Annotated in this window: 17 protein-coding genes; 9 read left to right on the top strand and 8 right to left on the bottom strand. The window is 69.0% G+C overall.

Annotation, left to right across the window (positions count from 1 at the left end; all coding sequences use genetic code 11):
* Window positions 1-75 precede the first annotated feature (75 nt).
* Window positions 76-1365, top strand: a complete 1290-nt coding sequence (locus tag ACLBYG_RS01830) for a D-serine ammonia-lyase (protein WP_447680407.1) — start codon at window positions 76-78, stop codon at window positions 1363-1365.
* A 113-nt stretch (window positions 1366-1478) separates the two neighbouring features.
* Here the strand turns inward: ACLBYG_RS01830 and ACLBYG_RS01825 are convergent, their stop codons facing one another.
* The 3 genes from ACLBYG_RS01825 to ACLBYG_RS01815 form a co-directional block, all read right to left on the bottom strand.
* The gene (locus ACLBYG_RS01825; RefSeq protein ID WP_020091601.1) at window positions 1479-1730 is read right to left on the bottom strand and encodes a PilZ domain-containing protein; all 252 of its coding nucleotides are present in this window, start codon (window positions 1728-1730) and stop codon (window positions 1479-1481) included.
* 117 nt (window positions 1731-1847) lie between these two features.
* Window positions 1848-2153, bottom strand: a complete 306-nt coding sequence (locus ACLBYG_RS01820; RefSeq protein WP_447680406.1) for a hypothetical protein — start codon at window positions 2151-2153, stop codon at window positions 1848-1850.
* Window positions 2154-2444: 291 nt separating this feature from the next.
* Window positions 2445-2732, bottom strand: a complete 288-nt coding sequence (locus ACLBYG_RS01815) for a hypothetical protein (RefSeq protein ID WP_091978466.1) — start codon at window positions 2730-2732, stop codon at window positions 2445-2447.
* Between the two features lie 590 nt (window positions 2733-3322).
* Between ACLBYG_RS01815 and ACLBYG_RS01810 the strand changes: the two genes are divergently transcribed.
* The 4 genes from ACLBYG_RS01810 to ACLBYG_RS01795 are packed head-to-tail and all read left to right on the top strand — an operon-like array spanning window position 3323 to window position 10203.
* Window positions 3323-6589 (top strand): efflux RND transporter permease subunit, encoded by a 3267-nt coding sequence (locus ACLBYG_RS01810; protein ID WP_091677762.1) that lies wholly within the window; start codon window positions 3323-3325, stop codon window positions 6587-6589.
* Complete coding sequence (locus ACLBYG_RS01805; protein ID WP_100251001.1) at window positions 6589-7974, top strand: efflux RND transporter periplasmic adaptor subunit; 1386 nt, start codon at window positions 6589-6591, stop codon at window positions 7972-7974. The genes ACLBYG_RS01810 and ACLBYG_RS01805 overlap by 1 nt, the downstream gene beginning before the upstream one ends.
* A 5-nt stretch (window positions 7975-7979) precedes the next feature.
* Window positions 7980-8831: a response regulator transcription factor gene (locus ACLBYG_RS01800; protein ID WP_307188506.1), complete on the top strand. Its 852-nt coding sequence runs from the start codon at window positions 7980-7982 to the stop codon at window positions 8829-8831.
* Window positions 8818-10203, top strand: a complete 1386-nt coding sequence (locus ACLBYG_RS01795) for a sensor histidine kinase (RefSeq protein WP_447680405.1) — start codon at window positions 8818-8820, stop codon at window positions 10201-10203. Before ACLBYG_RS01800 ends, ACLBYG_RS01795 begins: the two co-directional genes overlap by 14 nt.
* A 78-nt stretch (window positions 10204-10281) precedes the next feature.
* Here the strand turns inward: ACLBYG_RS01795 and ACLBYG_RS01790 are convergent, their stop codons facing one another.
* The gene (locus ACLBYG_RS01790; RefSeq protein WP_020091594.1) at window positions 10282-10575 is read right to left on the bottom strand and encodes a hypothetical protein; all 294 of its coding nucleotides are present in this window, start codon (window positions 10573-10575) and stop codon (window positions 10282-10284) included.
* Window positions 10576-11137: 562 nt separating this feature from the next.
* The gene (locus tag ACLBYG_RS01785; RefSeq protein WP_447680677.1) at window positions 11138-12736 is read right to left on the bottom strand and encodes a porin; all 1599 of its coding nucleotides are present in this window, start codon (window positions 12734-12736) and stop codon (window positions 11138-11140) included.
* A gap of 754 nt (window positions 12737-13490) precedes the next feature.
* On the opposite strand from ACLBYG_RS01785, the gene ACLBYG_RS01780 reads away from it, so the two are divergent.
* The 4 genes from ACLBYG_RS01780 to ACLBYG_RS01765 all read left to right on the top strand — a co-directional run bounded on the left by ACLBYG_RS01780 (window position 13491) and on the right by ACLBYG_RS01765 (window position 20058).
* Window positions 13491-15263, top strand: coding sequence for an ethylbenzene dehydrogenase-related protein (locus ACLBYG_RS01780; RefSeq protein WP_447680404.1), 1773 nt, complete (start codon window positions 13491-13493; stop codon window positions 15261-15263).
* A gap of 14 nt (window positions 15264-15277) precedes the next feature.
* A complete protein-coding gene (locus ACLBYG_RS01775) occupies window positions 15278-16315 on the top strand; it encodes a 2Fe-2S iron-sulfur cluster-binding protein (RefSeq protein ID WP_447680403.1) in 1038 nt (345 codons plus the stop codon).
* Between the two features lie 75 nt (window positions 16316-16390).
* Window positions 16391-17200 carry a PstS family phosphate ABC transporter substrate-binding protein gene (locus ACLBYG_RS01770; RefSeq protein ID WP_447680402.1) on the top strand — a complete coding sequence of 270 codons (810 nt, stop codon included), beginning with the start codon at window positions 16391-16393 and terminating at the stop codon, window positions 17198-17200.
* Complete coding sequence (locus ACLBYG_RS01765; protein ID WP_447680401.1) at window positions 17197-20058, top strand: putative bifunctional diguanylate cyclase/phosphodiesterase; 2862 nt, start codon at window positions 17197-17199, stop codon at window positions 20056-20058. The genes ACLBYG_RS01770 and ACLBYG_RS01765 overlap by 4 nt, the downstream gene beginning before the upstream one ends.
* Window positions 20059-20101: 43 nt before the next feature.
* Here the strand turns inward: ACLBYG_RS01765 and ACLBYG_RS01760 are convergent, their stop codons facing one another.
* From ACLBYG_RS01760 to ACLBYG_RS01750, 3 genes are all read right to left on the bottom strand, one after another.
* Window positions 20102-20584: a DUF1203 domain-containing protein gene (locus ACLBYG_RS01760; RefSeq protein WP_447680400.1), complete on the bottom strand. Its 483-nt coding sequence runs from the start codon at window positions 20582-20584 to the stop codon at window positions 20102-20104.
* 97 nt (window positions 20585-20681) lie between these two features.
* Window positions 20682-21737 (bottom strand): adenylate/guanylate cyclase domain-containing protein, encoded by a 1056-nt coding sequence (locus ACLBYG_RS01755; RefSeq protein ID WP_447680399.1) that lies wholly within the window; start codon window positions 21735-21737, stop codon window positions 20682-20684.
* A 33-nt stretch (window positions 21738-21770) separates the two neighbouring features.
* Entirely contained in the window at window positions 21771-22130 is a 360-nt protein-coding gene (locus tag ACLBYG_RS01750) for a response regulator (protein WP_026604690.1), read from the bottom strand.
* Between the last annotated feature and the right edge of the window lie 8 nt (window positions 22131-22138).

Below are 22138 nucleotides of genomic sequence, written 5' to 3'. Positions count from 1 at the left end.
AGAGAATATAATTGGCCGCATGAGCGCCGCTCGCGCAGGGTCGGCGCGGACAAACCGGGCAGGATCGGGAGCGCCATGGCAGCCGTCGACGGGATGGAGACTCGACTATCGGGCGACCGGATTCCGGAGGCGGTCAGGCGCGCCAGCCCCACGGTCTGGATGAACCCGGCGCTGGACGCCACCGCGTCCGTCCTGCCCGGACTCGCGACCGGCCGTGCCGACGTGGACGCGGCCGTGGCGCGCTGGCAGCGGTTCGCGCCGCTCCTGGCGCGCCTCTTCCCCGAAGAGGGCGCCGGCCGGATCGACTCGCCGCTCGTCCCGCTGGAAGAGCGCCTGTCCCGTGACATCCTGGACGGTGCCGACGGGCGCGTGCTGGTGAAGGCCGACCACGCGCTGCCGGTGACCGGCTGCATCAAGGCGCGCGGCGGCGTCTACGAGGTCCTGGCCTATGCCGAGGACCTGGCCGCGCGGGCCGGGCTGCTCACCGAGGGGCGATCCTACGCGGCCTTCGCCGACCCGGAATTCCGCGCCCTGTTCGCCCGCCACGTGATCGCGGTCGGCAGCACCGGCAATCTCGGCTTCAGCGTCGGCCTGATGGGGCGCTCGCTCGGCTTCGCGGTCGAGGTCCACATGTCCCACGACGCCAAGGCGTGGAAGAAGCAGCGCCTGCGCGAACTCGGCGCCCGCGTCGTCGAGCATCGCGGCGATTACGGGGCGGCGGTCGCGGCGGCCCGCGGCGCGTTCGCCGGCCGCGCGGACGCCCGTTTCGTCGACGACGAGGATTCCGTCGACCTGTTTCTCGGCTACGCGGCCGCGGCCCTCGACCTTCAGCGCCAGCTCGCGGAGGCCGGGATCGCGGTGGGGCCGGCGCATCCCCTGTTCGTCTATCTGCCCTGCGGCGTGGGCGGTGCGCCGGGCGGCGTCGCCTTCGGTCTGAAGCTCTTGTTCGGTGACGCCGTGCACCCGGTCTTCGTCGAGCCGGTCGCGTCCCCGTGCATGCTGGTCCAGCTCGCGGCCGGTCTCGAGCGCCCGGTCAGCGTCTACGATGTCGGCCTCGACAACCGCACCGCGGCGGACGGGTTGGCCTGCGCCTCCGCGTCGATGCTGGTGGCCCGGACGCTCGAGAAGCTGGTGGCCGCCGTGGTCACGGTGCCCGACGACGCGCTGTACCGCTGGCTCAGGGTGATGTGGACCGAGGCGGGCCTGCGCCTGGAGCCCTCCGCGGCGGCGGGGTTCGCGGCGGCCGGGCGCTTCGCCGCCACGCTGCCCGCGGCGGTCGGCGCCGCGGCCACCCACGTGATCTGGACGACCGGCGGCGCGCACCTCCCGGCCGAGGAATTCGAGGCGGCCCTCGCCCGCGGTTAAGGCGCTGGACGCGGGCTCGGGATCTGAAACCGCGCGGCCGCGGCTCCACGATCGCGCCGGTTCGCCAAGCGATCCGGGGCCGATCTGGAGTGAGGACCAGATTCGGCTTTCGGTCACTCCATCAGGTCGGTCAGGGCTCCGATCTCGTCGGCGTTCTTCCAGACCGTCTCGCAGCCGATCACCGTGTCGGTGGCGTCGATCGTCAGCGTGAACGCGGGGGGTACCCGCTCGGTCCCGACGAGCCGGAGGCGAACACCCCACCGCGACATGTCGTGCACCACGCAGGGGATGGCGGGATGGCCGGCTACCGAGATGCATCCGCTCAGGTTGACGGAGACGCGTCGGGCGTTGCGCTGGTTGTCCATAAGTACTCCGCGCTAGAGCGCCGGAGCATAAGCGGCAACCGATCAAGGGCCGGTTTACGAACTGAACTCAATTGCGCCTAAAATTCGCGTCGAGGTGGCTAATACCGACGTCTCGACCTACCGGTTGGGAAGCCACCGGGAGACGAAGGTCAGCGGCCGCGACGTGCCGGCCCGGCCGTCGGCATCCGCACGCGCGTCCTCGTCCGGCAGCAGCGACCCGATCAGGCGGAGCAGCTTCTCCCGCTCCTCTCCGGTGAACAGCACGAGGAACGAACCGAGATCCAGTTGGACCTCGGGCGCGTCATCGCCCGGGGAGTGAGAGACGTAGGGCTGTCCGGTCTGGAGGTCGCGCATCAGGGACCAGCGGTCGCCGCCGACGCCGACATGGAATTCGCGCGCAATCCGTGGGCCCTGTTCAATCATTGCTCATCCCGCACGCGGTCAACGTGCAATTTTCAACGGGATAGGGCGTGCAAACGCCTTGCGATATAACCTGGCTCAAGAATTCACAGGTATCGTCGACTGCAGCCCCACCGGCGCGAGCCGCCGGTGGCGGTATGTCGGCGCGGTCTCGGGCTGGAGGTTGGTGCACTTGCGGCGCAGGATCGCGGACGATCCGACGCCGGACTGACATGCCCCATCTCCGCGCGGCAGAGGGCGCGTTTTCGGACCGAGAAGGGCGAGCGCTCCGCTCTCGCCCGGTCGGCGCCGGCCCTAGCGATACGCGTGGGGGCGTGAGCGCTCGAAGGCGGCCGCGCAGGCCGTGTCGAAGAGCTTGCAGGGCGGCGGGGCGTCGCCCGGTTCGACGAGCATCGGCTGTCCGCGGATGTCTCCGGTGGCGTGAGCCTGCGAGTACCGTGACCGCGGGTCGAAGTAAGGATCCGAAGTGTAACTGCTCATGAAGGCGCCTCCTGCCGGCATCTCGCTCTCGGACAGCGCCACGCCGGTCTGCAGCGCCAGTGAGAGCACCGAGACCAGGAGCAGCAGACATCGTCTGGTCATAGGCCCGCGCCTCCTCGCGCGCACGAGATCGGCAGCGCGGACGCCGCGCTCCGGATGTCCTGGATGTGTTCGACGGGACCGCCGCGGGGGTCAGCGGCCGGTCTCTGCGAGCAGGCCCGCCACAACGCCTGCGCGCTTCGGAACAGCCGCCCGACGGGATCACCGCGTGGCCGCGACGCACTGCCTTCAGCGACGTTGGCGGGTCAGCCCATCTCGACATTCGGAAGATGGCGCAAGCCGACCGCGCACTGCAATCAAATAGGCTTTTCAGCAGTGAAAACGGAATTGATTTGAGAAATTTTCTTTAAAATTCGATGCGCGCCCGTCCGGCCGCGGCCTAGGACGGAGACAGTGCAAGCATCGGATTCGCGACGCACTTTAGAGATCCGCTGCCGCTTTAAGTTTCTTAAACGCGCTTTATTTTGTCGTGCCGAATTCATTCGAAGAGTGTCTTTGCCAGGACTATAACTTCGGCCTGCCGGGCATTCGCCCTGCCTTCTCTTCGCACACGAGGCTTGATCGGCTGCCAGTCCACGCGGGCACCCCGCGGGAATGGGAGCCGGGTCACGGCGGGACACCCGACTGATCACATGGAACTCGTCCGGTTCGCTCTGAAGTTTCGCAAGAGCTTCTATGTTCTTGCCGTCCTCATGTTCCTCGCGGGGCTCGGCTCGATCACCGTCGCGCCCAAGGACGTGCTGCCCGCCGTCGATATCCCGGTGGTGGTGGTGGTGTGGACCTATAATGGTCTCGACGCGACCGACATGGTCCAGCGCATCACGAACTACAGCGAGTTCTCGCTGTCGAGCAACGTGAACAACATCCGCCGGATCGAGTCGACGTCGATCCAGGGCACGGTGACCGAGCGGATCTACTTCGATTCCGCGGTCAGCATCGATCTGGCGATGACCCAGGTCGACTCGGCGATGAACGCGATCCGCTCGCGCATGCCGCCGGGCGTGCAGCCCCCCGTCATCATGCGCTTCTCCGCCTCGTCGGTGCCCGTCATTCAGATGGCGCTGTCGTCCTCGAAGCTGCCGCTCACCAAGGTCTTCGACTACGCGCAGTACCGGACCCGCCGCCGGCTCGCCGAGGTGCCGGGCTCGACCCTGCCCTCCCCCTACGGCGGCGCGCCGCGTCAGGTCATGGTCGATCTCGACCCCGGCAAGCTGCGCGCGATCGGCATGACGCCGCTCGATGTCCTGAACGCGGTCCTCAAGCAGAACCTCGTCGTGCCCTCGGGCCTCGCGAAGATCGGGACGCAGCAATACACGGTGCGGCTGAACTCGAGCCCGCAGCTGGTCGATCAGCTCAACCGCATTCCGATCAAGGTCGAGAACAACCAGCCGGTCCTGCTGCGCGACGTCGCCCATGTCCGGGACGGCTCGCCCCCGCAGATCAACATCGTCCGCGCCGACGGCCACCACTCCGTCCTGTTGCAGGTCCTCAAGAACGGCGCGGCCTCGACCCTGGACGTCGTGAACGCCGTCAAGGCCGCGCTGCCTGACATCCACGCGGCCGCGCCGAAGGGCATGACCATCACGCCGCTGTTCGATCAGTCGGTCTTCGTCTCGGACGCCATCTCCGACGTGGTGCGCGAGGCGGTGATCGCGGCGGGGCTCACCGGTCTCGCCATCCTGCTGTTCCTCGGCTCCTGGCGCTCGACCATCGTGGTGCTGGTCTCCATCCCGCTCTGCATCCTGACCTCCCTGTCGATCCTGGTTGCTCTGGGCCAGACCATCAACGTGATGACCCTGGGCGGCCTCGCCCTGGCCGTCGGAATCCTCGTGGACGACGCGACGGTCGCGATCGAGAACACCTACCGGATGTTCGAGGAAGGCTTCTCCTTCCGGCGCTCGGTGGTCGAGGGCGTGGCCGGCATCGCCAAGCCGGCCCTGATCTCCACGCTGGCGATCTGCTCGGCCTTCTCGGCGGTCTTCTTCCTCACGGACGCGCCCCGCTACCTCTTCGTCCCGCAGGCCGAGGCGGTGGTCTTCGCGATGCTGACCTCCTACCTCCTGTCGCGGACGCTGGTGGCGATCCTCATCGACGTCCTGGTCGCCCCGGAATACGCCCGGCATCACGGCCCGGCCGCCGAGGTCGATGGGGCGTCACCACCCCGCCGCCGCTCCGTCCTCGGCCGGATTCTCCGCGCGCCCACACGGCCCCTCGCCTGGCTGCTTCAATATCCGCTGCGCGGCGCCCTCGCCTTCCGCAACGCGTTCGAGCGCGGGTTCGCGCGCTTCCACGCGGGCTATGTCGGCCTCCTGTCCGCGGTGCTCGGCCATCCGGCCCGCGCGCTGTCCGGCGCGCTCGCCGTCTTCGCGGTGACGGCCGCGATCTTCCCCTTCGTCGGCCAGGACTACTTCCCGCAGATCGAATCCAGCCAGATGACCCTGCATATCCGCACCCGGCCGGGCGAGCGGATCGAGCAGGCGGAGAAGACCTTCGCGCAGGTCGAGGACGTCGTCCGGCAGGTCGTCCCGAAGGACGAGCTGGGGCTCATCCTGGACAATATCGGCCTCCCCGCCTCGAACTACAATTTCGCCTTCATGGATGCGTCGTTCGTCGCCTACAATGACGGGCAGATGCTCATCAATCTGAAGGGTGAGCATAAGCCGATCTCCTTCTACGAGAAGCGGCTGCGCCAGGTCCTGCACCAGGCCTTCCCCGACGACACCTTCTACTTCCAGCCGTCCGACATCATCACGCAGATCCTGAATTTCGGGACCGTCGCGCAGATCGACGTGCAGGTCTCCGGGCGGCACGATGCCGAGGACCTCGCCGTGGCGCAGGACCTCGTCCGCCGCATCGCGGCGGTCCGCGGCGCCGTCGACGTCCACCTGCACCAGATCGTCGACGCCCCGCAGATGTACGTGAACGTCGACCGCAGGCTGGCCTCCGAGATGGGCGTCAGCGAGCAGTCCATCGCGCAGAACCTGAACGTCTCGCTCTCCGGCTCCTTCCAGGTCAGCCCGAACTTCTGGGCCGATCCCAAGTCCGGCATGCCGTACCAGCTCTGGGTCCAGACGCCGGAGTGGCGCAACGCCGACATCACGCAGCTGATGAACACGCCGGTCTCGGTGCACACGGACGCGGGTGACAGGCCCGGCATCCCGATCCTGCTGTCGAACATCGCCACGATGCAGCGGCAGCCTGAGCAGACCGTGATCAACCACGTCAACCAGCAGCCGACCTTCGACATCCTCGCCAACGTCCAGAACGCGGATCTCGGCAGCGTCCGAAACGCGGTGGACCGGATCGTCGCCGAGGAGCAGGTCAAGCTCCCGGCCCCGGACAAGATCCTCGTCCGCGGCCAGATCGAGAGCATGGAGAGCGCGTTCTCGCGCATCGAGCTCGGGCTCGGGATCGCGCTGGTGGCGGTCTACCTGCTGCTCGTCCTGAACTACCAGACGTGGGTCGACCCCTTCGTGGTCATCGCCGCCCTGCCGCTGGCCTTCTGCGGCATCGTGATGAGCCTGTTCATCACCAGCACGGCGTTCTCGATCCCCGCCCTGTTCGGCGCGATCATGTCGGTCGGCGTGGCGAGCGCGAACTCGATCCTGCTCGTCACCTTCGCCAAGGAGCACCGCGAGGCCACCGGCTGCTCTGCCCGCGAGGCCGCCCTGATGGCCGGCCATACCCGCCTCCGGCCGGTGCTCATGACCGCCTCCGCGATGTTCCTGGGCCTGATCCCGATGGCGATCGGGTCCGGCGAAGGCGCCGAGCAGAATGCCGCCCTCGCCCGCGCGGTGATGGGCGGGATCGGGATGGGCACCGTCTCGACCCTGCTCTTCGTCCCCCTTCTCTACACCCTGCTCCGCCGCAACCCGATCAAGCCCCTCGAGGATTATTGATGACCCGTTTCAACGACGCCCCCGGGAGCGGCGCCGAGGCTGCCGCGCGGGCGCACCAGCACGCGGTCGAGATCGACCCGCTGCGGCAGGACGGGGCCGGCGAGGCCCTCGTCCACGCGGTGCCGCCGCCGCCGCGCAAGCGCCCGTTCCTCGTGGCGTTCCTCGCGCTCGGCAGCGCCCTCGGCCTCGGCGCCTGGCACCATTGGGAAACCTACCAGGCCTCCCTGGAGACCCAGGCCGAGGCCGTGAACTTCGTTCCGACGGTCCGCACCGGGCCGGCGCAGGTGGATGACGGGCCCATGACGCTGACCCTGCCGGGCCAGACCGAAGCCTTCGACCATGCCGACATCTTCGCCCGCGCCACCGGCTACATCGCCGAGCGCCGGGTCGACATCGGGTCGCGGGTCAAGAAGGGCGACCTGCTGGTCCGGATCGCCGCGCCCGACCTCGACCAGCAGGCCCGGCAGGCCGAGGCTCAGCTCGGCCAGTTCAAGGCGCAGCTCGCCGTCGCGCAGGCGGATGTGGAGCAGGCCAAGGCCAGCGTGACGCTCGCGAACGTGACCGACGCCCGCACCGCGACGCTGGCCGGACAAGGCTGGGCCTCGAAGCAGAACGCCGACCAGACCCGGGCGGGGATGCTGACCGCCACCGCGACCCTCGCCGCCGCGCAGGCGAAGGTGAAGGTCGCGGAAGCCAACATCACCGCCCAGCAGGCGACCGTCGACCGGCTCCGGACGCTGACCACCTTCGAGAACGTCGTCGCGCCGTTCGACGGCATCGTGACCGCCCGCAAGGTCGATGTCGGCGACCTCGTCCACGGCGATGCCGGCTCCGGGACGCCGCTCTTCACGGTCGACAGCACCGATGTCCTGCGGGTCGCGGTGCAGGTGCCGCAATCGGCCGCCGTGGGTATCCGCGACGGGGTGAAGGCGCGGGTCCAGGTCGCGCAGATCGCGGACCGGACCTTCGACGGCACGGTCTCGCGCAGCTCGGTGGCTCTCCAATCCTCGGTGCGGACGCTGGACACGGAGGTCGACGTCGCCAATCCCGACGGAATCCTGCGGCCGGGCCTCTACGTCGCCGTCACTTTCGCGGTGCCGCGCACGCATCCGCGGGTGATCGTGCCGTCCGAGGCGCTCATCTTCGACGCGGAGGGGACGCGCGTGGCCGTGGTCGGGGCGGACGACACCGTCCGGCTCCGGCCGATCACGATCGCGCGCGATCTCGGCACGCGCCTCGAGCTGCGCAGCGGCCTCGACAGCGGCGAGACCGTCGTCCTCAACCCGCCCGCCGGCCTTCAGGACGGCAGCCGCGTCGTCCCCCGCGGCTCCGTCGCCTCCCAGGTCCCGACAGCCAAGCTCTCCGAGCAGGCGAGCGCGGAGTGAGGCGCATGGTCCAGATCCCTCGCTCCCTTGTAAGCTTCGCCGGCGGGATGACGCAGGTCGGCCGCCGCGACCGAACCGCATTTGACTCCGGCTCCGAAGAGGATAATTCCACCTCTCCCTCCGAGCCGCAGGAGACCAGACAGGGCCGGCGAATACAAAATAAGAAGGAAAAACGAATGGCCAGCGTATTGGTAGTCGAGGACGACCGGCGGGTCGCCGCGGAGATCGGTTCGGCCCTCGCGGAATACGGATTTCAGGTCGACGAAGCCCCCAGTGGCAGCATCGGACTACGCAAGGCCCTGGACGGTAACTTTGACGTGATCGTGCTCGACCGGATGCTCCCGGAGATCGACGGCCTGTCGCTGCTGACCGAGCTGCGCGCCGCGAAGGTCTCGACGCCGGTCCTGATCCTCAGCGCCCTGTCGGCCGTCAACGAGCGCGTCGACGGGCTGCGCGCCGGCGGCGACGACTACCTCGCCAAGCCGTTCGAGTTCATCGAGCTGACCGCCCGCGTCGACGCGCTGGCGCGGCGCAAGATGGCGGCCGAGGCGGTGAACGAGCTCGTCGTCGGCGACCTGCGCCTCGACCTGATCGAGCGCGTCCTCCACTGCGGGAACCGGGAAATTGAGCTCCTGCCCAAGGAATTCGCGATCATCGAGTTCCTGATGCAGAACGCCGGCACGCTGGTGAGCCGGAAGATGATCTTCGAATCCGTCTGGGGCTACAGCTTCAATCACCAGTCCAGCGTCATCGACGTCCACATCGGCAAGATCCGCAAGAAGCTCGATCCCGACGGGCTGAACCCGCGGATCCACACGGTGCGCAACACGGGCTTCATCCTCCGTGCGCCTTCTTGAGGTCCGGCGCACCAGCGGCTTCCGGGTCGCGTGCCTGTTCTTCGCGACCTTCGGGACCGCCTCGCTGGCGCTCTCGGGCTTCCTCTACGTCGACACGCGCAGCTACGGCCGCAAGGCCGCGTTCGAATGGGTCGAGTGGGAATCGAAGCACCTCCTGAACCTGTCGCCGCGTGCGCTGCGCGAGCGGATCGACGCGTCCGAGGATTTCGCCGAGGGCGGCCGCCCGCTCGTCCTGTTCGGGCCCGACCACGTGCGCCGGGCCGGCGCGCCGATCGCCTTCCCCGACAGGGCGCCGATCGGGAAGCCGTTCATCCTGGCGCAGCCGCTGGATCACCGCAGCCGCACGCTCTTCAGCCAGCTCACCGAGCTTCCGAGCGGCGAGTACGTGCTGGTCAGCCGCTCGGCCCAGGATCTCCAGTCCCTCGAGAAGGCGCTGGTCGAGACCTTTGTCTGGGGCATGGCCGCCACCATCGTGATCGGCCTGATCGGTGCCGTCGTGTTCGGCGCCGGCTCGCTGCGGCAGAACGATGCGATCACCAAGGCGGTCGAGCGCATCATGCGCGGCGACCTGAGCGAGCGCCTGCCGACGCGCGGCGTCTCGGCCGACCTCGCTCACCTCACGCGCGTCGTGAACGACATGCTCGACCAGCTCGAGCGGCTGATGCTGGAGATCAAGGGCGTCAACGAGAACATCGCCCACGACCTGCGCACCCCGCTGACCCGGGTGGTCGGCACGCTGGAGCGGTCGCTGCGCAAGGCCGACAGCGTCGCGGCCTTCCGCGCCTTCAACGAGGACGTCCTGGCCGAGGTCAAGAGCATCGTCGTCCGGTTCTCGGCCCTGCTGCGCATCTCCGAGATGGAGGACCGCCTGCGCCGATCAGGCTTCACCCAGGTCGATCTCGGCCGGCTGCTCGAGGATGCGGTGGAGTACTACGAGCCCCTGGCAATCGAGCGCGACATCCGACTTCTCTGGGAGCGGCCGGACGGCCCGTGCGCGATAGAGGGCGACCGCAGCCTGATCTTCGAGGCGGTGAGCAACCTGATCGACAACGCCCTGAAGTTCACGCCGGCCGCCGGGCAGGTGACGGTCGCGCTGCTCCGGAATCCGACGGGGATCCAGGTCACCGATACGGGCTGCGGCATCCCCGCGGAGGAGCTGAGCGCCGTGCGCGCCCGGTACCGCCGCGGCGCGCTGAAGACCGACAAGAGCGGCTTCGGGATCGGCCTGAGCCTCGTCGATTCCATCGCGCGGCTGCACAGCGCCACCTTCGACATCGTCTCCGACGGGAGCGGCTGCCGCGTGACCCTCAGCTGGACCCACAGCGTCGCGGGGCACCCGTCGATCGACCTCCTGCCGGCCGCATCCCTCTGACGCCGTCGTCACGCCGTCGCGCCCGGCCGGTCCCGCATCGCGGGGCGTGCCGGGCGCGGGGCCGTACCGGGTGGGCGCTCAATAGGCGGGCTGGCCGCGGCGGCGCTCGCGGCTGTTGAGATGGCTCCACTGGCGATTGGCCGGGACGGTCTCGACCGCGCTGGGCCGCTGGATCGCGGCGCTGTAGCCGGTCGCCCCCTCCCACATGCCGCCCGCCTTGTCGTTGCCCTCGGAGGCGGACCACGCGTCGAGGCCGCTGCCGTTGGTCCGGACGATGAGGCTGGGATCGATGGTCGCGCCACCGTCCTGAGCGAGAGCAGGTCCCGCGATCAGCATCGCGCCCATCGAGCAGGCCAGGACGATGTTCTTCATGATGATCTCCCGTTACACAAGCTGTCGCTCACCGGCGACGTGGTAGTAATATGCTGCAATACCCATTTAAACTCTATATTTTATTGCGGAATAATTCTTTTGCTCTTTGGACGGGCTTCAATCTTGAAACGATTTTTGAATTTCTCGTGGAGGATGGCCTCAGGTCGGCCACATCCCGGTCACCGGGATCGGGGCTTGTGTCGCCCGGGCCTGACGGACAATCCTGCCCGGCTTGCGCCGGCAGCGAGCACGAAAAAGCCGACCGGTTGCCCGGTCGGCGAAGTCGTATGGGTCTGAAGCTCTGGGTCAGACCGGCCCTGCCCTGGTACCCGGGCCAGCCGCTCTGAAACCATAGCATCCGCTCGGTCGGCGGCGAAGCAAGCCGCTGAAGAGCTGACTCTCTTGTAGATAATTTTGCGTCGATCGCAAGCAAAAGATCTTTTATTTGTTAAATACGGCCCAATTTACGAGATAACTTACTTGGCGTTCCAAATAGAGAAGCCCGGCCTTGCGGCCGGGCTCGAGACTGGACTTTGCGCCCGCGAAGGCGCGTCGGATCGGTTCAGAAATCCCGCTGCACGCGGAACCGGAATTGGGCCGCATCCTGCGAATTGACGTAGCGCAGCGCGTTCTTCGAGATGTCCGGCGTGACGCCGCTGTTGAGCGCCGTGCGGATGTACTCGCCCTCGACGCCGATATCGAGATCCTTCACGGGGGTCCAGATCAGGCTGGCGCCGGTGATCATCTGGTTGTTGCCCCGCAGGATGGGACTCGTGGCGAAGGCCAGGGCATTCGACGCACTGGCGCCGGCCGGGGCGAAGCCGAAGCCGAGGAGGCCCAGAGCGTTGCGCCCCTTGGAGTTGTAGTCGATCTGCGCGTAGCTGCCGAAGAAGGCCGAGCGCCAGGCCGGCGACCAGTAATGGAGCAGGGAGGCGACAGCGGAGAACGAGGTCGACAGTTCGAGGCGGCCGGTCGCGGGGTTGAGCACCGCGTCGGCGTAGTATTGCGCGAACGAGCCGCCGCCGACCGGCGCCGCGCCGAGGGCGTCGTACGGCGCCGTGTAGTTGGAGATGCCCGTATAGGCGATGGCACCCTGCCCGTAGGCGCCCTGGAGGTAGAGCGTGTCGCCCGTCGCGATGAACGGCAGGTTGACCTTCAGGCCACCCTGGACCGCCCAGCCGTAGGCGTTCGAGGCGCGTCCCGTCGGCGAGATGCCCAGGCCGGTCGTGGCGGTGGTGATGCCCGCGACCGTGCTGCCGGCGACGCCGGCATTGATCTCGTGGACGGCGGCCGAGAGCTGCGCCGAGCCCCAGGCCTGGTCGATGCGGGCCGCGCCGACGAAGTCCGGCATGCGGCTCTTCTGGGTGACGTCGACGAAGGCGACATTGCCGGGACCGACGACGATCGGCGCCAGCCAGGTCGAGGGGGTGAACGGGTTGAAGGCGTTGCTGTAGCCCGCGAAGCCGCCACCGGCCGTGAAGGCCCCGACGGCCGAGCCGGTGCCGAAGATCGGGAAGCGCCGGTAGGTCGGATCCTCCATCGAGGCGGTCAGCGTGATGCCGTTCCCGAGGATCGCCGAGTAGGCGAGCAGGTTCGTGCTGAACGTATCGGAGCCGGCCGTGCCGCCGATCAACTCGAAGTCGTGCGCGTAGAAGTCGAAGAAGGAGGACGCGCGGCCCGCGGTGAGCCCGGCGAACTGAATGAAGGCCTTATCGGCGTTGACGTAGGTCTGCGTGCGCCCGAAGGCGTCGGCGCCGAGGCCCGCGATGGCCAAGCTCTCGCGCTGCCGGGATCCCGAGGTCAGGAACGGGCCGCTGCGGTTGGCGACATCGATGCGCAGGAAGGCGCGCAGGGTTCCGTAATCGGTCTGGGTCCGCGAATCGAGGTTCAGACGCATCAGGCCGAGATAGCCGGTGAGGTCGCCGCCGCCGCCCGTGCGAACCTTGCTGGTCTGATACAGGAAGTCATACCGCGCCCGTCCGGACAGACGAATGCAGGTATCGGTCCCGGGGATGTAGAAGAAGCCGGCGCCGTAGGCGTTGCAAACGCGTACGAACTCGACCGGCGCAGCCTTGAACGTCGGGAGATCGGCAGCGTACGCACCGCCGATCGGGATCATCAGGGCCGAGGAGCCCAGTAACAGCGCCTTGATTCTGGTCATCATATCCCCGCATCCGACGCCGTGGTCGTGCCACTGCCAGCGTCAACCCAATGATCCGCGTTCACGCACGTGTACGGGTCCCGACACGGTGCGGCGTCGCAGTATTTTTCGAGAATTGGCCGCTCTATCGCTCGGCAGCTTGACCGTATCCGTCAAGATTTGATTTTACAAATAAATTGCGATTGCGTTTTTCAACCGGAATTGACTTCCTGAAATTTGTTTTTTTATCCAAATTGATCACGGAAATGAGAGTGCGCGGGCGAGGCGAGCTGCGGATCGCGGCCGCGTCGGCTCAGCGAGGCTGGTTGATGGCGCGGTCCATCGCGTGGACTCCGCCGACCGAGACCTTGAGTTCTGCGCCGTGGATGTCGCTAGCAGCGATGAAGAGGCATCTGCCGCCCTATCAGGCCTGCTCCCCGAGATCCAACGACAGATCCCGTGCCGTCGCTAGGAGATCCTGTCTCCGAGCATTCCTGACTGAGCGCTCTGTCGTGACAGGTGCTTGAGGTGCCGCTCTGAGGCCGTGCCCTATCGGCCGCGTCCGCCTCTCGTCGACGCGCGACCCGAACCGGTTTGCGCCGCGGCGGGGCGGAGCCACGGCATGGCCTGCTGATCGACCGGGCCGAGACCGCCGTTAAGCATATCTTTCAAGAGTTATAGATTGCAAAGCACGGCTATATCCCGGGGCCGGCATCATGATTTACAAAGTTCTAACGTAGCGCGTCCAATTTGCGGCGACGGTGCGGAGGATCGAATGTCGGAACCGCTGACCCTCGCGCCGCATCAGCCCGGCGGAGCCGAGACCGCCCCCGGGTGGCGTAGTACAGCCGCCGCGCAGGTCGACCGGCATCCCCGCTCCGATGTCGGGACCATCGTGATTCACTGGGTGGTCGCCATCGCCATGGTGGCGAGCCTGCTGACGGGCCTGCGCATCTCGGCCGACGCACCCGTGGCGCGGACCGCGAAGTTCCTGGCGCCCCTGCTTCCGCAAGGTGAAGTCTGGACCGTCCACTTCGTGGCCGGCCTGACCCTGTTCTTCGGAATCACCGCCTATCTGGTCTACCTCGTGCGCGGGCGTCTCACGGATCGCAACGGCCTGTCGCGGCTCCGCGCCCTCCGTGTCAGCGGGCGAAGCAAGGCCGCCCGGAAGGCACGGTGGGGCGGCATCAACGTCGCGCTGCACTGGCTGATCTACGCCGTCACGCTCGTCCTGACAGGCACCGGGGTCGCGCTCTACCTCGGCTATGGCGGCTGGGTGGTCTGGCTGCACGCCACCTGCGCGCTGGTCGCCCTGGCCTACATCGCGGTCCATATCCTCGCGCACTTCATGTACGGCGGCTTGTGGCAGCTCCTGCGGTTGTTCCGCCCGGCGGCCCTGGCGGACGGTGCGGCGCGGCGGCGACGCCCACTTCTGGCCGCCGCCGTCATCGGCCTCCCCGTCGTCGGCGGCCTCGCCTTCGCGGACGTGAAGGGCCGGTCCACGCTGGTGATCGACAAGGTGTCGGCCGGGCCCGACCTGTCGAAGCTCCTCGAAGACCCGGTCTGGCGCACCGCGCGCCCGGTCTCGGTCCGGACGATGCAGGGGGCCAATTTCGGCGGGACCGGTGAGACCACCGTCGAGATCCGCGCCGTGCGCGACGCGACGAACGTGTATTTCGCCTTCCGCTGGTGGGACCCGTCGCGCTCGCTGAAGCGCGTCCCGATGATCAAGAAGGCGGACGGCTGGCACCTCCTCGACGCGGACGCGGCGCGCGCGGACGTGACCGCCTACTACGAGGACAAGCTGGCGGTGATCTTCTCGCGGTCCGACGCGTTCGGCAGCGGCGGGTCGACCCATCTCGGCGCCCGGCCGCTGCCCGACGCCCCCGCCCCGCTCAACGGCCGCGGCTACCACTACACCACCGACGGCAGCTACATCGATATGTGGCAGTGGAAGGCGGCCCGCGGCGGCATGCTCGGCGTCGTCGAGGACATGCATATCGGCCCGCCCACAGACCCCACCGACGCCGAGCGGGCCGTGAAGGGCCGCTACCAGGCCGGCTACTGGGGCGATCCCGGCACCAGCGCGTACCGCTACAACTTCAAGTTCGAGGGGCCCGGCGGCTACGCGGGCGCGGTCGAGCCGCTGCGGCTTCCCAAGGACTGGCAGGCGACGGTGGCCAAGCTCGGCACCGTGGATCTGGACTTCGATGCCAGCACGTCGCCGGGCTCGGCGTGGTGGATGGTCGAGAAGACCGAGACGGTGCCGTACTCGGCTGCCGCCGACGCGGAGATCCCGGTCGGCACCGTGATGCCGGGCGTGCTCATGACCGACGGCTACACGGGGGACCGCGCCGGGATCTCGGCGGCCGCCGACTGGGCCGACGACCACTGGACCCTCGTCGCCGCGCGCAAGATCGCGACCGGCAGCAAGTACGACGTCGATTTCCTGCCCGGCAACACCTTCTACCTGTACGTCTCGGCCTTCGATCACACGCAGACGCGGCACACGCGGCACATGCGGCCGGTCGAAGTCCTTCTGCGCTGAGCCGGGAGCGCGCCGTGGCCGATCGCGTCAGCCTCGTCATCAACGGAAGGCGGGTCAGCGCCAGCGCCGGCCAGACCCTGCTCGACGCGGGTCTGGCGGCCGGCCAGGCGATCCCGCACGACTGCGCCACCGGGCAGTGCGACACCTGCCGCGTCCGGATCCATGCGGGCGCGGTCGACGATGCGGGGACGCGCATCGGCGAGACCGTGCAGGCCTGCCGGGCCCGCCTGACCACCGACGCGGTCATCGAGTTCGACGAGGTTCCGGAAACCGTCCGGCGGGCCGGCACCGTGGACCGCGTCGTCGATCTCACCGCCGAGATCGTCGAGGTGACGGTCGCGCTGCGCAAGCGGCTGACCTACCTGCCCGGCCAGTATGTCCGGGTCTCCTTCGCCGGGCTGCCCGCGCGGGACTACAGCCCGACCCTGCGCGCGGACGGATCGGGCGAACTGAACGAATTGATCTTCCAGATCCGCCGCCAGCCCGACGGCGCGGTCTCGCCGCTGCTCGGCGGCAGGATCGGACCGGGAACCGCCGTGAAGGTCGAGGGCCCGTTCGGGACCGCCTTCCACCGGCTCGGGCGCGGCCGTCTCGTGATCGTCTCATCGGGCGTCGGCTGGGCGCCCGCCTGGGCAGTCGCCCGCGCGAGCCGGATGCGTGAGCCGGAGCGCGACCTGCTCGTCGTGGCCGGCGCGCGGCACCCGCAGAATCTCTACATGCGCCCGGCGCTTGACTGGCTGCGCGAGCGGGGGGCGACGACGGTCCTGACCTGCAGTGGCGGCAACCCGCCTCCGGATGCCCGGCCCGGGCGGCCGACGCTCCACATGCCGATGCTCACGCGCGACGACACCGTTCTCGCGGCCGGCGCCCCCGAGATGGTCGCGGCTGTCCAGTTCCTCGCCGCGGCGACCGGGGCGACCTGCTACGCCGATCCCTTCTACGCGGCCGCGCGCGGCGCGGACGGGAAACCGCCGTCCGACACGAACTTCCTGCAGCGCTTCCTCCAGCGCGTCGCGGGTCATCGGACCGCTAAAACGGAGCCTGTCGCCTAGCAGATCGTCAACCACACCTTCGGTGTACGGTATCCGGTGACCTCGGGTTAAACACTCGAGGCGCATTCTCGGGTTATGGCACTGTTATTCACGTCTCTTCGGCGCATCATCGCGGGCGGAATCATCCTCCTGGCCCTGCCGGCCGCCGCGCGCGCGGACGACCTCGCGGTCGTCGGCACGGGCGACGGGATCGAGATGCTCCAGGCCGTGGCGGCCGCCTACAATGCCGAGAGCGGCGACGCGCGCGTGTCGGTGCCGCCGAGCATCGGTTCCGGCGGCGCTGTCGCGGCCGTGGGCGGCGAGCGCCAGAGGCTCGGGCGGGTCGCGCGCCCGCTGACCGAGGCCGAGAAGGCCCAGGGACTCGTGGAGGTGCCGCTCGCCCGCATCCCCTCGGCGATCTTCGTCCATCAGGGCGTCGGCGTCACCAACCTGACCAGCGCGCAGACCGCCGCGATCTTCGCCGGCACGGTCGACAATTGGAGCGCCCTCGGCGGCCCCGATCTGAAGATCCGCGTCGTCCGGCGCGAGGACACGGACAGCACGCTCACGGTCCTGCGGGCCACCATGCCGGGCTGGCGCGACCTCGTCCTGACCAGCCGCTCGAAGACCGCGACCACGACCCAGGACGCGATCGCCACGGTGCGGGAGACGCCCGGCGCGATCGGCTTCGGACCGTACTCGCCGGCACTCGCGAACGAACTCGCGGTCCTGACGATCGACGGCCGGGCCCCGCGCGATCCGTCCTATCCGAGCGCCGTGACCCTCGCGCTGATCTACAAGGCCGCCACGCGCGACGCCGCGGCGTCGGCGTTCCTCGCCTTCGCGACCTCCGACCGCGCGGGACAGGTCATGGCGGAGCGGGGCGGCGCCCCGCTCAGGCCGTGACGGGCACCGTCTTCTCGCGTTCCCTGCGCGCGCGCCTCGTCGGCGCCACGCTCTCGACGGCCGCGATCGCGCTGGCGGCGTTGGTTTTCCTGGTGGTTCTGCGCTCCGGCCAGACGCTCCGCGAGCAGGCGCAGGAGGTCTCGACCTGGTCCGAGGCCCAGCTCTCCGACCGCCTGCTCAGCGATGCCAAGCTCGCCGCGGCGCGGCTCCAGATGCAGCGCGAGGACGTCGAGCGGCGCTTCGCCACCATGGCCAAGCGCTGGGACGTCGCGAAGGCGGTCTTCTCCGGCAACACGGTGGCGGCCTCGGAGCTTCTGCGGCCGGCTCTCGCCCTCGCCGATCTCGACGGCGCCATCGCCTTCGACCTCAATCTCCGCGCCCTGACCGCCGACCGCGTCGAGGCGGACCTCCTCGCCGCCAACGCGGCGTTCCGGACGTCGCCCGTCGCGGCGTCCCTGCGGGCCGTGCTCGCCCGCAACGATCGGGAGCACGCGGACGGGTTCGTGCTGTCGCTGCGCTGGGACGACGCGCTCGCGCGGGCGCTCGCCGCCACCGAGAGCGGCACGGTCGCCGACATCTTCGGCGAGCCGCTGTTCGACGATTTCGGCGAGGTGATCGGCGGCCTCGTCGGGTACCGGGTCCTGCGCGCGCACGAGCCGACCCTGACGGCGTTCGCGTCCCTCAGCAACCGCGACGTCCTGATCCTCGCCGACCAGAACCTCCTCTCCTCGGCGGGCTCGGAGGTCTCCAACGCCCAGCTCGGACCCGCGTCGGGCGCTGAGCTGCACGCCGTGCTCGGCGCCGAGAAGGTCGCGCGCTGCATCCCGCAGCCGCCCGACATACGCCTCTGCGTCGCGGCGCCGCTGCGGGAGCTGCAGCAACTCACCGGCAAGGTCGTGGGCATCGGCGAGGAGAGCTCGCGCGCGCTGCTGCGGACGCTCAGCGTCGTCGCCGGTCTCACGCTGTGCCTCGTCGCCGTCGTCATGCTCTTCCTGTCGAGCCGGATCACCCGTCCCCTGGTGCGCATCACCCAGACGGTCTCCGAGGTCGCGCGCGGCAACTGGCACGTCAGCGTGCCCGATATCGACCGTGCCGACGAGGTCGGCGATATCGCGCGGGCCGTCGTCGTGCTCGAGCATTCCCTCTCGGAACGCGATCAGCTGCGCGACGACGTGTTCCGGCAGAACACGGTCCTGACGGAGCGCGAGCGGCAGCTGCAGGAGCAGAACGAGCGCTTCGACGCCGCCCTGAACAACATGTCCCAGGGCCTGTGCATGTTCGGCGTCCACGGCCGGCTCAAGGTCTACAATTCCCAGTTCTGCCGGATCTACGGGATCGCTCCGGGCGCGCTGGATCTCGACCCGACACAGAATGAGGTTCACCGGCTCGCCGGTCTCACGGACTGGTCGGCCGCGGAGAGCGGGCCGATCCGCCGGACCCTCACCCGGACGCTCGCCGACGGCCGCTGCATCGAGATCACGGTCGAGCCGATGGCCGATGGCGGCTGGGTGGAGACCCACGAGGACGTCACCGCGAGCGTCACCGCGCAGGCGCGGATCGCGCATCTCGCGACCCACGACGCGCTGACCGGCCTCTCGAATCGAGCGCTCCTGGCCGACCGTCTGGCCGCCGCCTTCGCGGACCATGCGGTCGGCGGCCGGGCGGTGACCGTCATCTGTCTCGACCTCGACGACTTCAAGGGCATCAACGACACCCTCGGACATCCGGCCGGCGACGAACTCCTCCGACAGGTCGGCCGCCGCCTCACCGGACTGTGCCCGTCCGGCGGCACGGTGGCGCGCCTCGGCGGCGACGAGTTCGCGATGGTCCTCTTCGAGGCAGACCTGCCGGACGGCGTCCTCGCCCTGGCGGAGCAGATCCTGATCCAGCTCAGGCGGCCGTTCTTCCTGGCCGGCCAGTTCGTGTCCGTCGATGGGAGTCTCGGCATCGCCGTCTCCGGCGCGGAGGATGCCGACGGCGACGATCTCCTGCGCCGCGCCGACGTCGCCCTCTACGCCGCGAAGGCCGACGGCGGTCGGCGCGTCCGCGTCTTCGAGCAGGAGATGGAGGAGCGTCAGAACCAGCGGCGCTGGCTGGAACGCGAGCTGCGGCTGGCGATCGGCACCGCGCAGATCGAGCTGCACTATCAGCCGCTGTTCGACCTGGCGACGAACGCGGTGACGAGCTTCGAGGCCCTCGCGCGGTGGCACCACCCGGAACGCGGGATGATCTCACCCGGCGAGTTCATCCCGGTCGCCGAGGCGACGGGGCTGATCGACGCCCTCGGCGCCTACGTGCTCGAACGGGCCTGCGCCGATGCCATGACGTGGCCTGGCTCCCTGCGGGTCGCCGTCAACATCTCGCCGATCCAGTTCCGCGAAGGCAATCTCGACCGGTTCGTCGAGGAGGTCTTGCGGAAGACCGAGCTGCCGAGCCACCGTCTCGAGCTGGAGATCACCGAGTCGGTCATTCTGAGCCAGGATCAGGCGAGCTTCGAGATGCTGAGCCGCCTGCGCTCCTTAGGCGTGCGGTTCTCGATGGACGATTTCGGGACCGGCTACTCGTCCCTCTCCTCCCTGAACACCTTCCGATTCGACAAGATCAAGCTGGACCAGTCCTTCGTCCGGAACCTTCTGGAAAAGGACGAGGCGGCGGCGATCGTCCACGTCGTCGCCGAACTCGGCCGCAGCCTGAAGATCACGACGACCGCCGAGGGCGTCGAGACCCCGGAGCAACTGGCCCGGCTGCGGGCGAGCGGATTCTCGGAGGTCCAGGGCTACCTGCTGAGCAGGCCGATCCCGGCGGCTGGCGTGGCGGCCTTCATCAATGCGCAGGAGCATATCCACGTCGCGGCCTGAGCGGGCCGCGCAACGGCCCGTTGGGCGGCTCGGCGGCTCGCGCTCAGTCGGCGACGCGCTCCACGCGGGACAGGAGGCACCCGGGCCGCGCCGTGTGGATGTTGACGAAGCGGGTGCGCGGATCGTCGAGGGCGCGGCGGAGCGGAACCTCGGCCTCGCTCCCGGGACAAACCTGCCCGAGATCGTAGAGGCAGAGATGGTCCGCGTCGTAGGCACGGACCGAGACCAGCGTGTTCGCGCGGACGATCGGCGCGAGGCCGTCGGCCGCCTCGGCGCGCGGGCACTCGTCCGCGTGCAGGAAGATCGGACTGGGTGTCCAGTAGATCCCGCGCGGCTCGGGCAGATCGTAGGATCCGAGCAGCATGGTCTCGCCGGGCCGGCCGAGCTGCAGGCAGTGTCGGCAGGGAAAGCCGCCATCCGCCGTCGCGACGACCCGACGGACCGGGTTGTCCCGGTCGTCCAGGCCGGTGGTACGGAAGCGATCGGCGGTCTCCGTCGGGATCGGAACGCAGCGATAACGGGTCATGGTGCACCTCCGGGACGGGCCCTAAGCTCCGTCCCGGCGCGCCGCATCCCGCTTCTTGCTGCGCAATCCGGAACGCTCCGCGGCCGCCGCGGGCGTCTCAGGCCGGGGTCGCGTCGCCGGCCGCGAGGGCGTGGCAGTACACGTCGACCGCGCCCTTGCCCTTCAGCGTCACCGGGCCGATCGGCCGGACGTCGCGCGGGTCCGGCAGGCGCGCGAAGGCCTCGCGCGACAGGTGCAGCGCGCACCCGTCGCCGAGGCCCGCGAGCCGGGCGGCGACGTTCACGGTGTCGCCCCACAGGTCGAAGGTGAACTTCGTCCGGCCGACGATGCCGCCGACGACCGGCCCGATATGGATGCCGCCGCGGATCCGCCAGCCCGGCTCGCCCTCGGCCGCGATCGCCACCATGTCGGCGGCGCAGCGGATGGCGGCGGAGACCGGGTCGTCGTGCGGCCGCAGCAGGTTGGCCGTGGCCATGAACGCGTCGCCGATCGTCTTGATGTTCTCCAGGCCGCGCGCCTGCGCGACCACCTCGAAGGCCTCCGCGAGGCGCTGGATCTCCGCGACGACGACGTCCGGGCTCTGGTCGTGGCACCACGTGGTGAAGCCGACGAGGTCGATGAACAGGACGGCGACGTCGCCGAACAGCCGCGGCTTGACCTGCCCGGTCTCCATCAGCTCCGCCACCGCCGAGACCGGCAGGATGGCGTGCAGGAGCTCGTCGGCGCGCTTGCGCTCGCGCTCGATGGTCCGCAGATGCGCCACCTCGCGGTCGTGCGCCCGCTTCCGCTCCAGGCAGGACCGGATGCGCGCCTCCAGGATCACGGGCTCGAAGGGCTTCGGCAGGTAGTCGAAGGCGCCGAGCTCGATGCACCGGACGATGCTGCCGATCTCCATGAGGGCGGAGATCATCACGACGGGCGTGTGGCGCCACGCCTCGTGGGCCTTCATCCGCTCGAGCACGGCGTAGCCGTCCAGGGCCGGCATCATCACGTCGAGGAGCACGAGGTCGAACGGCTCCTCGCTCAGCCGGTCGAGGGCCGCCCGCCCGTTCGCCGCCCGCACGCTGGCGTGGCCGAGGAGCTCCAGCTCCTGCTCCAGCAGGTCGAGGTTGAAGGGCTCATCGTCGACGATGAGGATGCGGGCTGGCTCCACGGGTCCTCCCTTCCTGGCGTGAGACGGCCGCGCTTAGCCGAGCCAGTGCTGCAGCTTGGCGAAGAGCAGGTCCTCGTCGACGGGCTTCGTCATGAAGTCGTCGCAGCCGGCGGCCCGCGCGCGGTCCTCGTCGCCGGTCATCGCGTTGGCGGTGATCGCCATCACCGGGATGGCGGCGGTCGTCGCGTCGGCCTTGATCCGGCGCGTCGCCTCCCAGCCGTCGACGAGCGGCAGCGACAGGTCCATGAGGATGAGATCCGGCCGGTGCGCGATCGCCATGTCCACGCCGGCGGCCCCGTCGACGGCGATCAGGATCTCGTACTCGTCCTCGAGCAGCTGGGTCAGCAGATCGCGGTTGAGCGCGACGTCCTCGACGATGAGAATCCGCTTCATGGGCGGAT

It is taken from the genome of Methylobacterium sp. D53M, assembly GCF_053345625.1.
Note: the sequence above shows the minus strand (reverse complement) of the source record. Positions and strands in the feature narration are given on the sequence as shown.

Coding starts and splice junctions, on each gene's coding strand:
- ACLBYG_RS01800 (WP_307188506.1), top strand. CDS start 7,980: ATGGTCCAGATCCCTCGCTCCCTTGTAAGCTTCGCCGGCGGGATGACG.
- ACLBYG_RS01820 (WP_447680406.1), bottom strand. CDS start 2,153: ATGATTGAACAGGGCCCACGGATTGCGCGCGAATTCCATGTCGGCGTC.
- ACLBYG_RS01790 (WP_020091594.1), bottom strand. CDS start 10,575: ATGAAGAACATCGTCCTGGCCTGCTCGATGGGCGCGATGCTGATCGCG.
- ACLBYG_RS01815 (WP_091978466.1), bottom strand. CDS start 2,732: ATGACCAGACGATGTCTGCTGCTCCTGGTCTCGGTGCTCTCACTGGCG.
- ACLBYG_RS01830 (WP_447680407.1), top strand. CDS start 76: ATGGCAGCCGTCGACGGGATGGAGACTCGACTATCGGGCGACCGGATT.
- ACLBYG_RS01805 (WP_100251001.1), top strand. CDS start 6,589: ATGACCCGTTTCAACGACGCCCCCGGGAGCGGCGCCGAGGCTGCCGCG.
- ACLBYG_RS01770 (WP_447680402.1), top strand. CDS start 16,391: ATGGCACTGTTATTCACGTCTCTTCGGCGCATCATCGCGGGCGGAATC.
- ACLBYG_RS01760 (WP_447680400.1), bottom strand. CDS start 20,584: ATGACCCGTTATCGCTGCGTTCCGATCCCGACGGAGACCGCCGATCGC.
- ACLBYG_RS01810 (WP_091677762.1), top strand. CDS start 3,323: ATGGAACTCGTCCGGTTCGCTCTGAAGTTTCGCAAGAGCTTCTATGTT.
- ACLBYG_RS01785 (WP_447680677.1), bottom strand. CDS start 12,736: ATGACCAGAATCAAGGCGCTGTTACTGGGCTCCTCGGCCCTGATGATC.
- ACLBYG_RS01750 (WP_026604690.1), bottom strand. CDS start 22,130: ATGAAGCGGATTCTCATCGTCGAGGACGTCGCGCTCAACCGCGATCTG.
- ACLBYG_RS01780 (WP_447680404.1), top strand. CDS start 13,491: ATGTCGGAACCGCTGACCCTCGCGCCGCATCAGCCCGGCGGAGCCGAG.
- ACLBYG_RS01825 (WP_020091601.1), bottom strand. CDS start 1,730: ATGGACAACCAGCGCAACGCCCGACGCGTCTCCGTCAACCTGAGCGGA.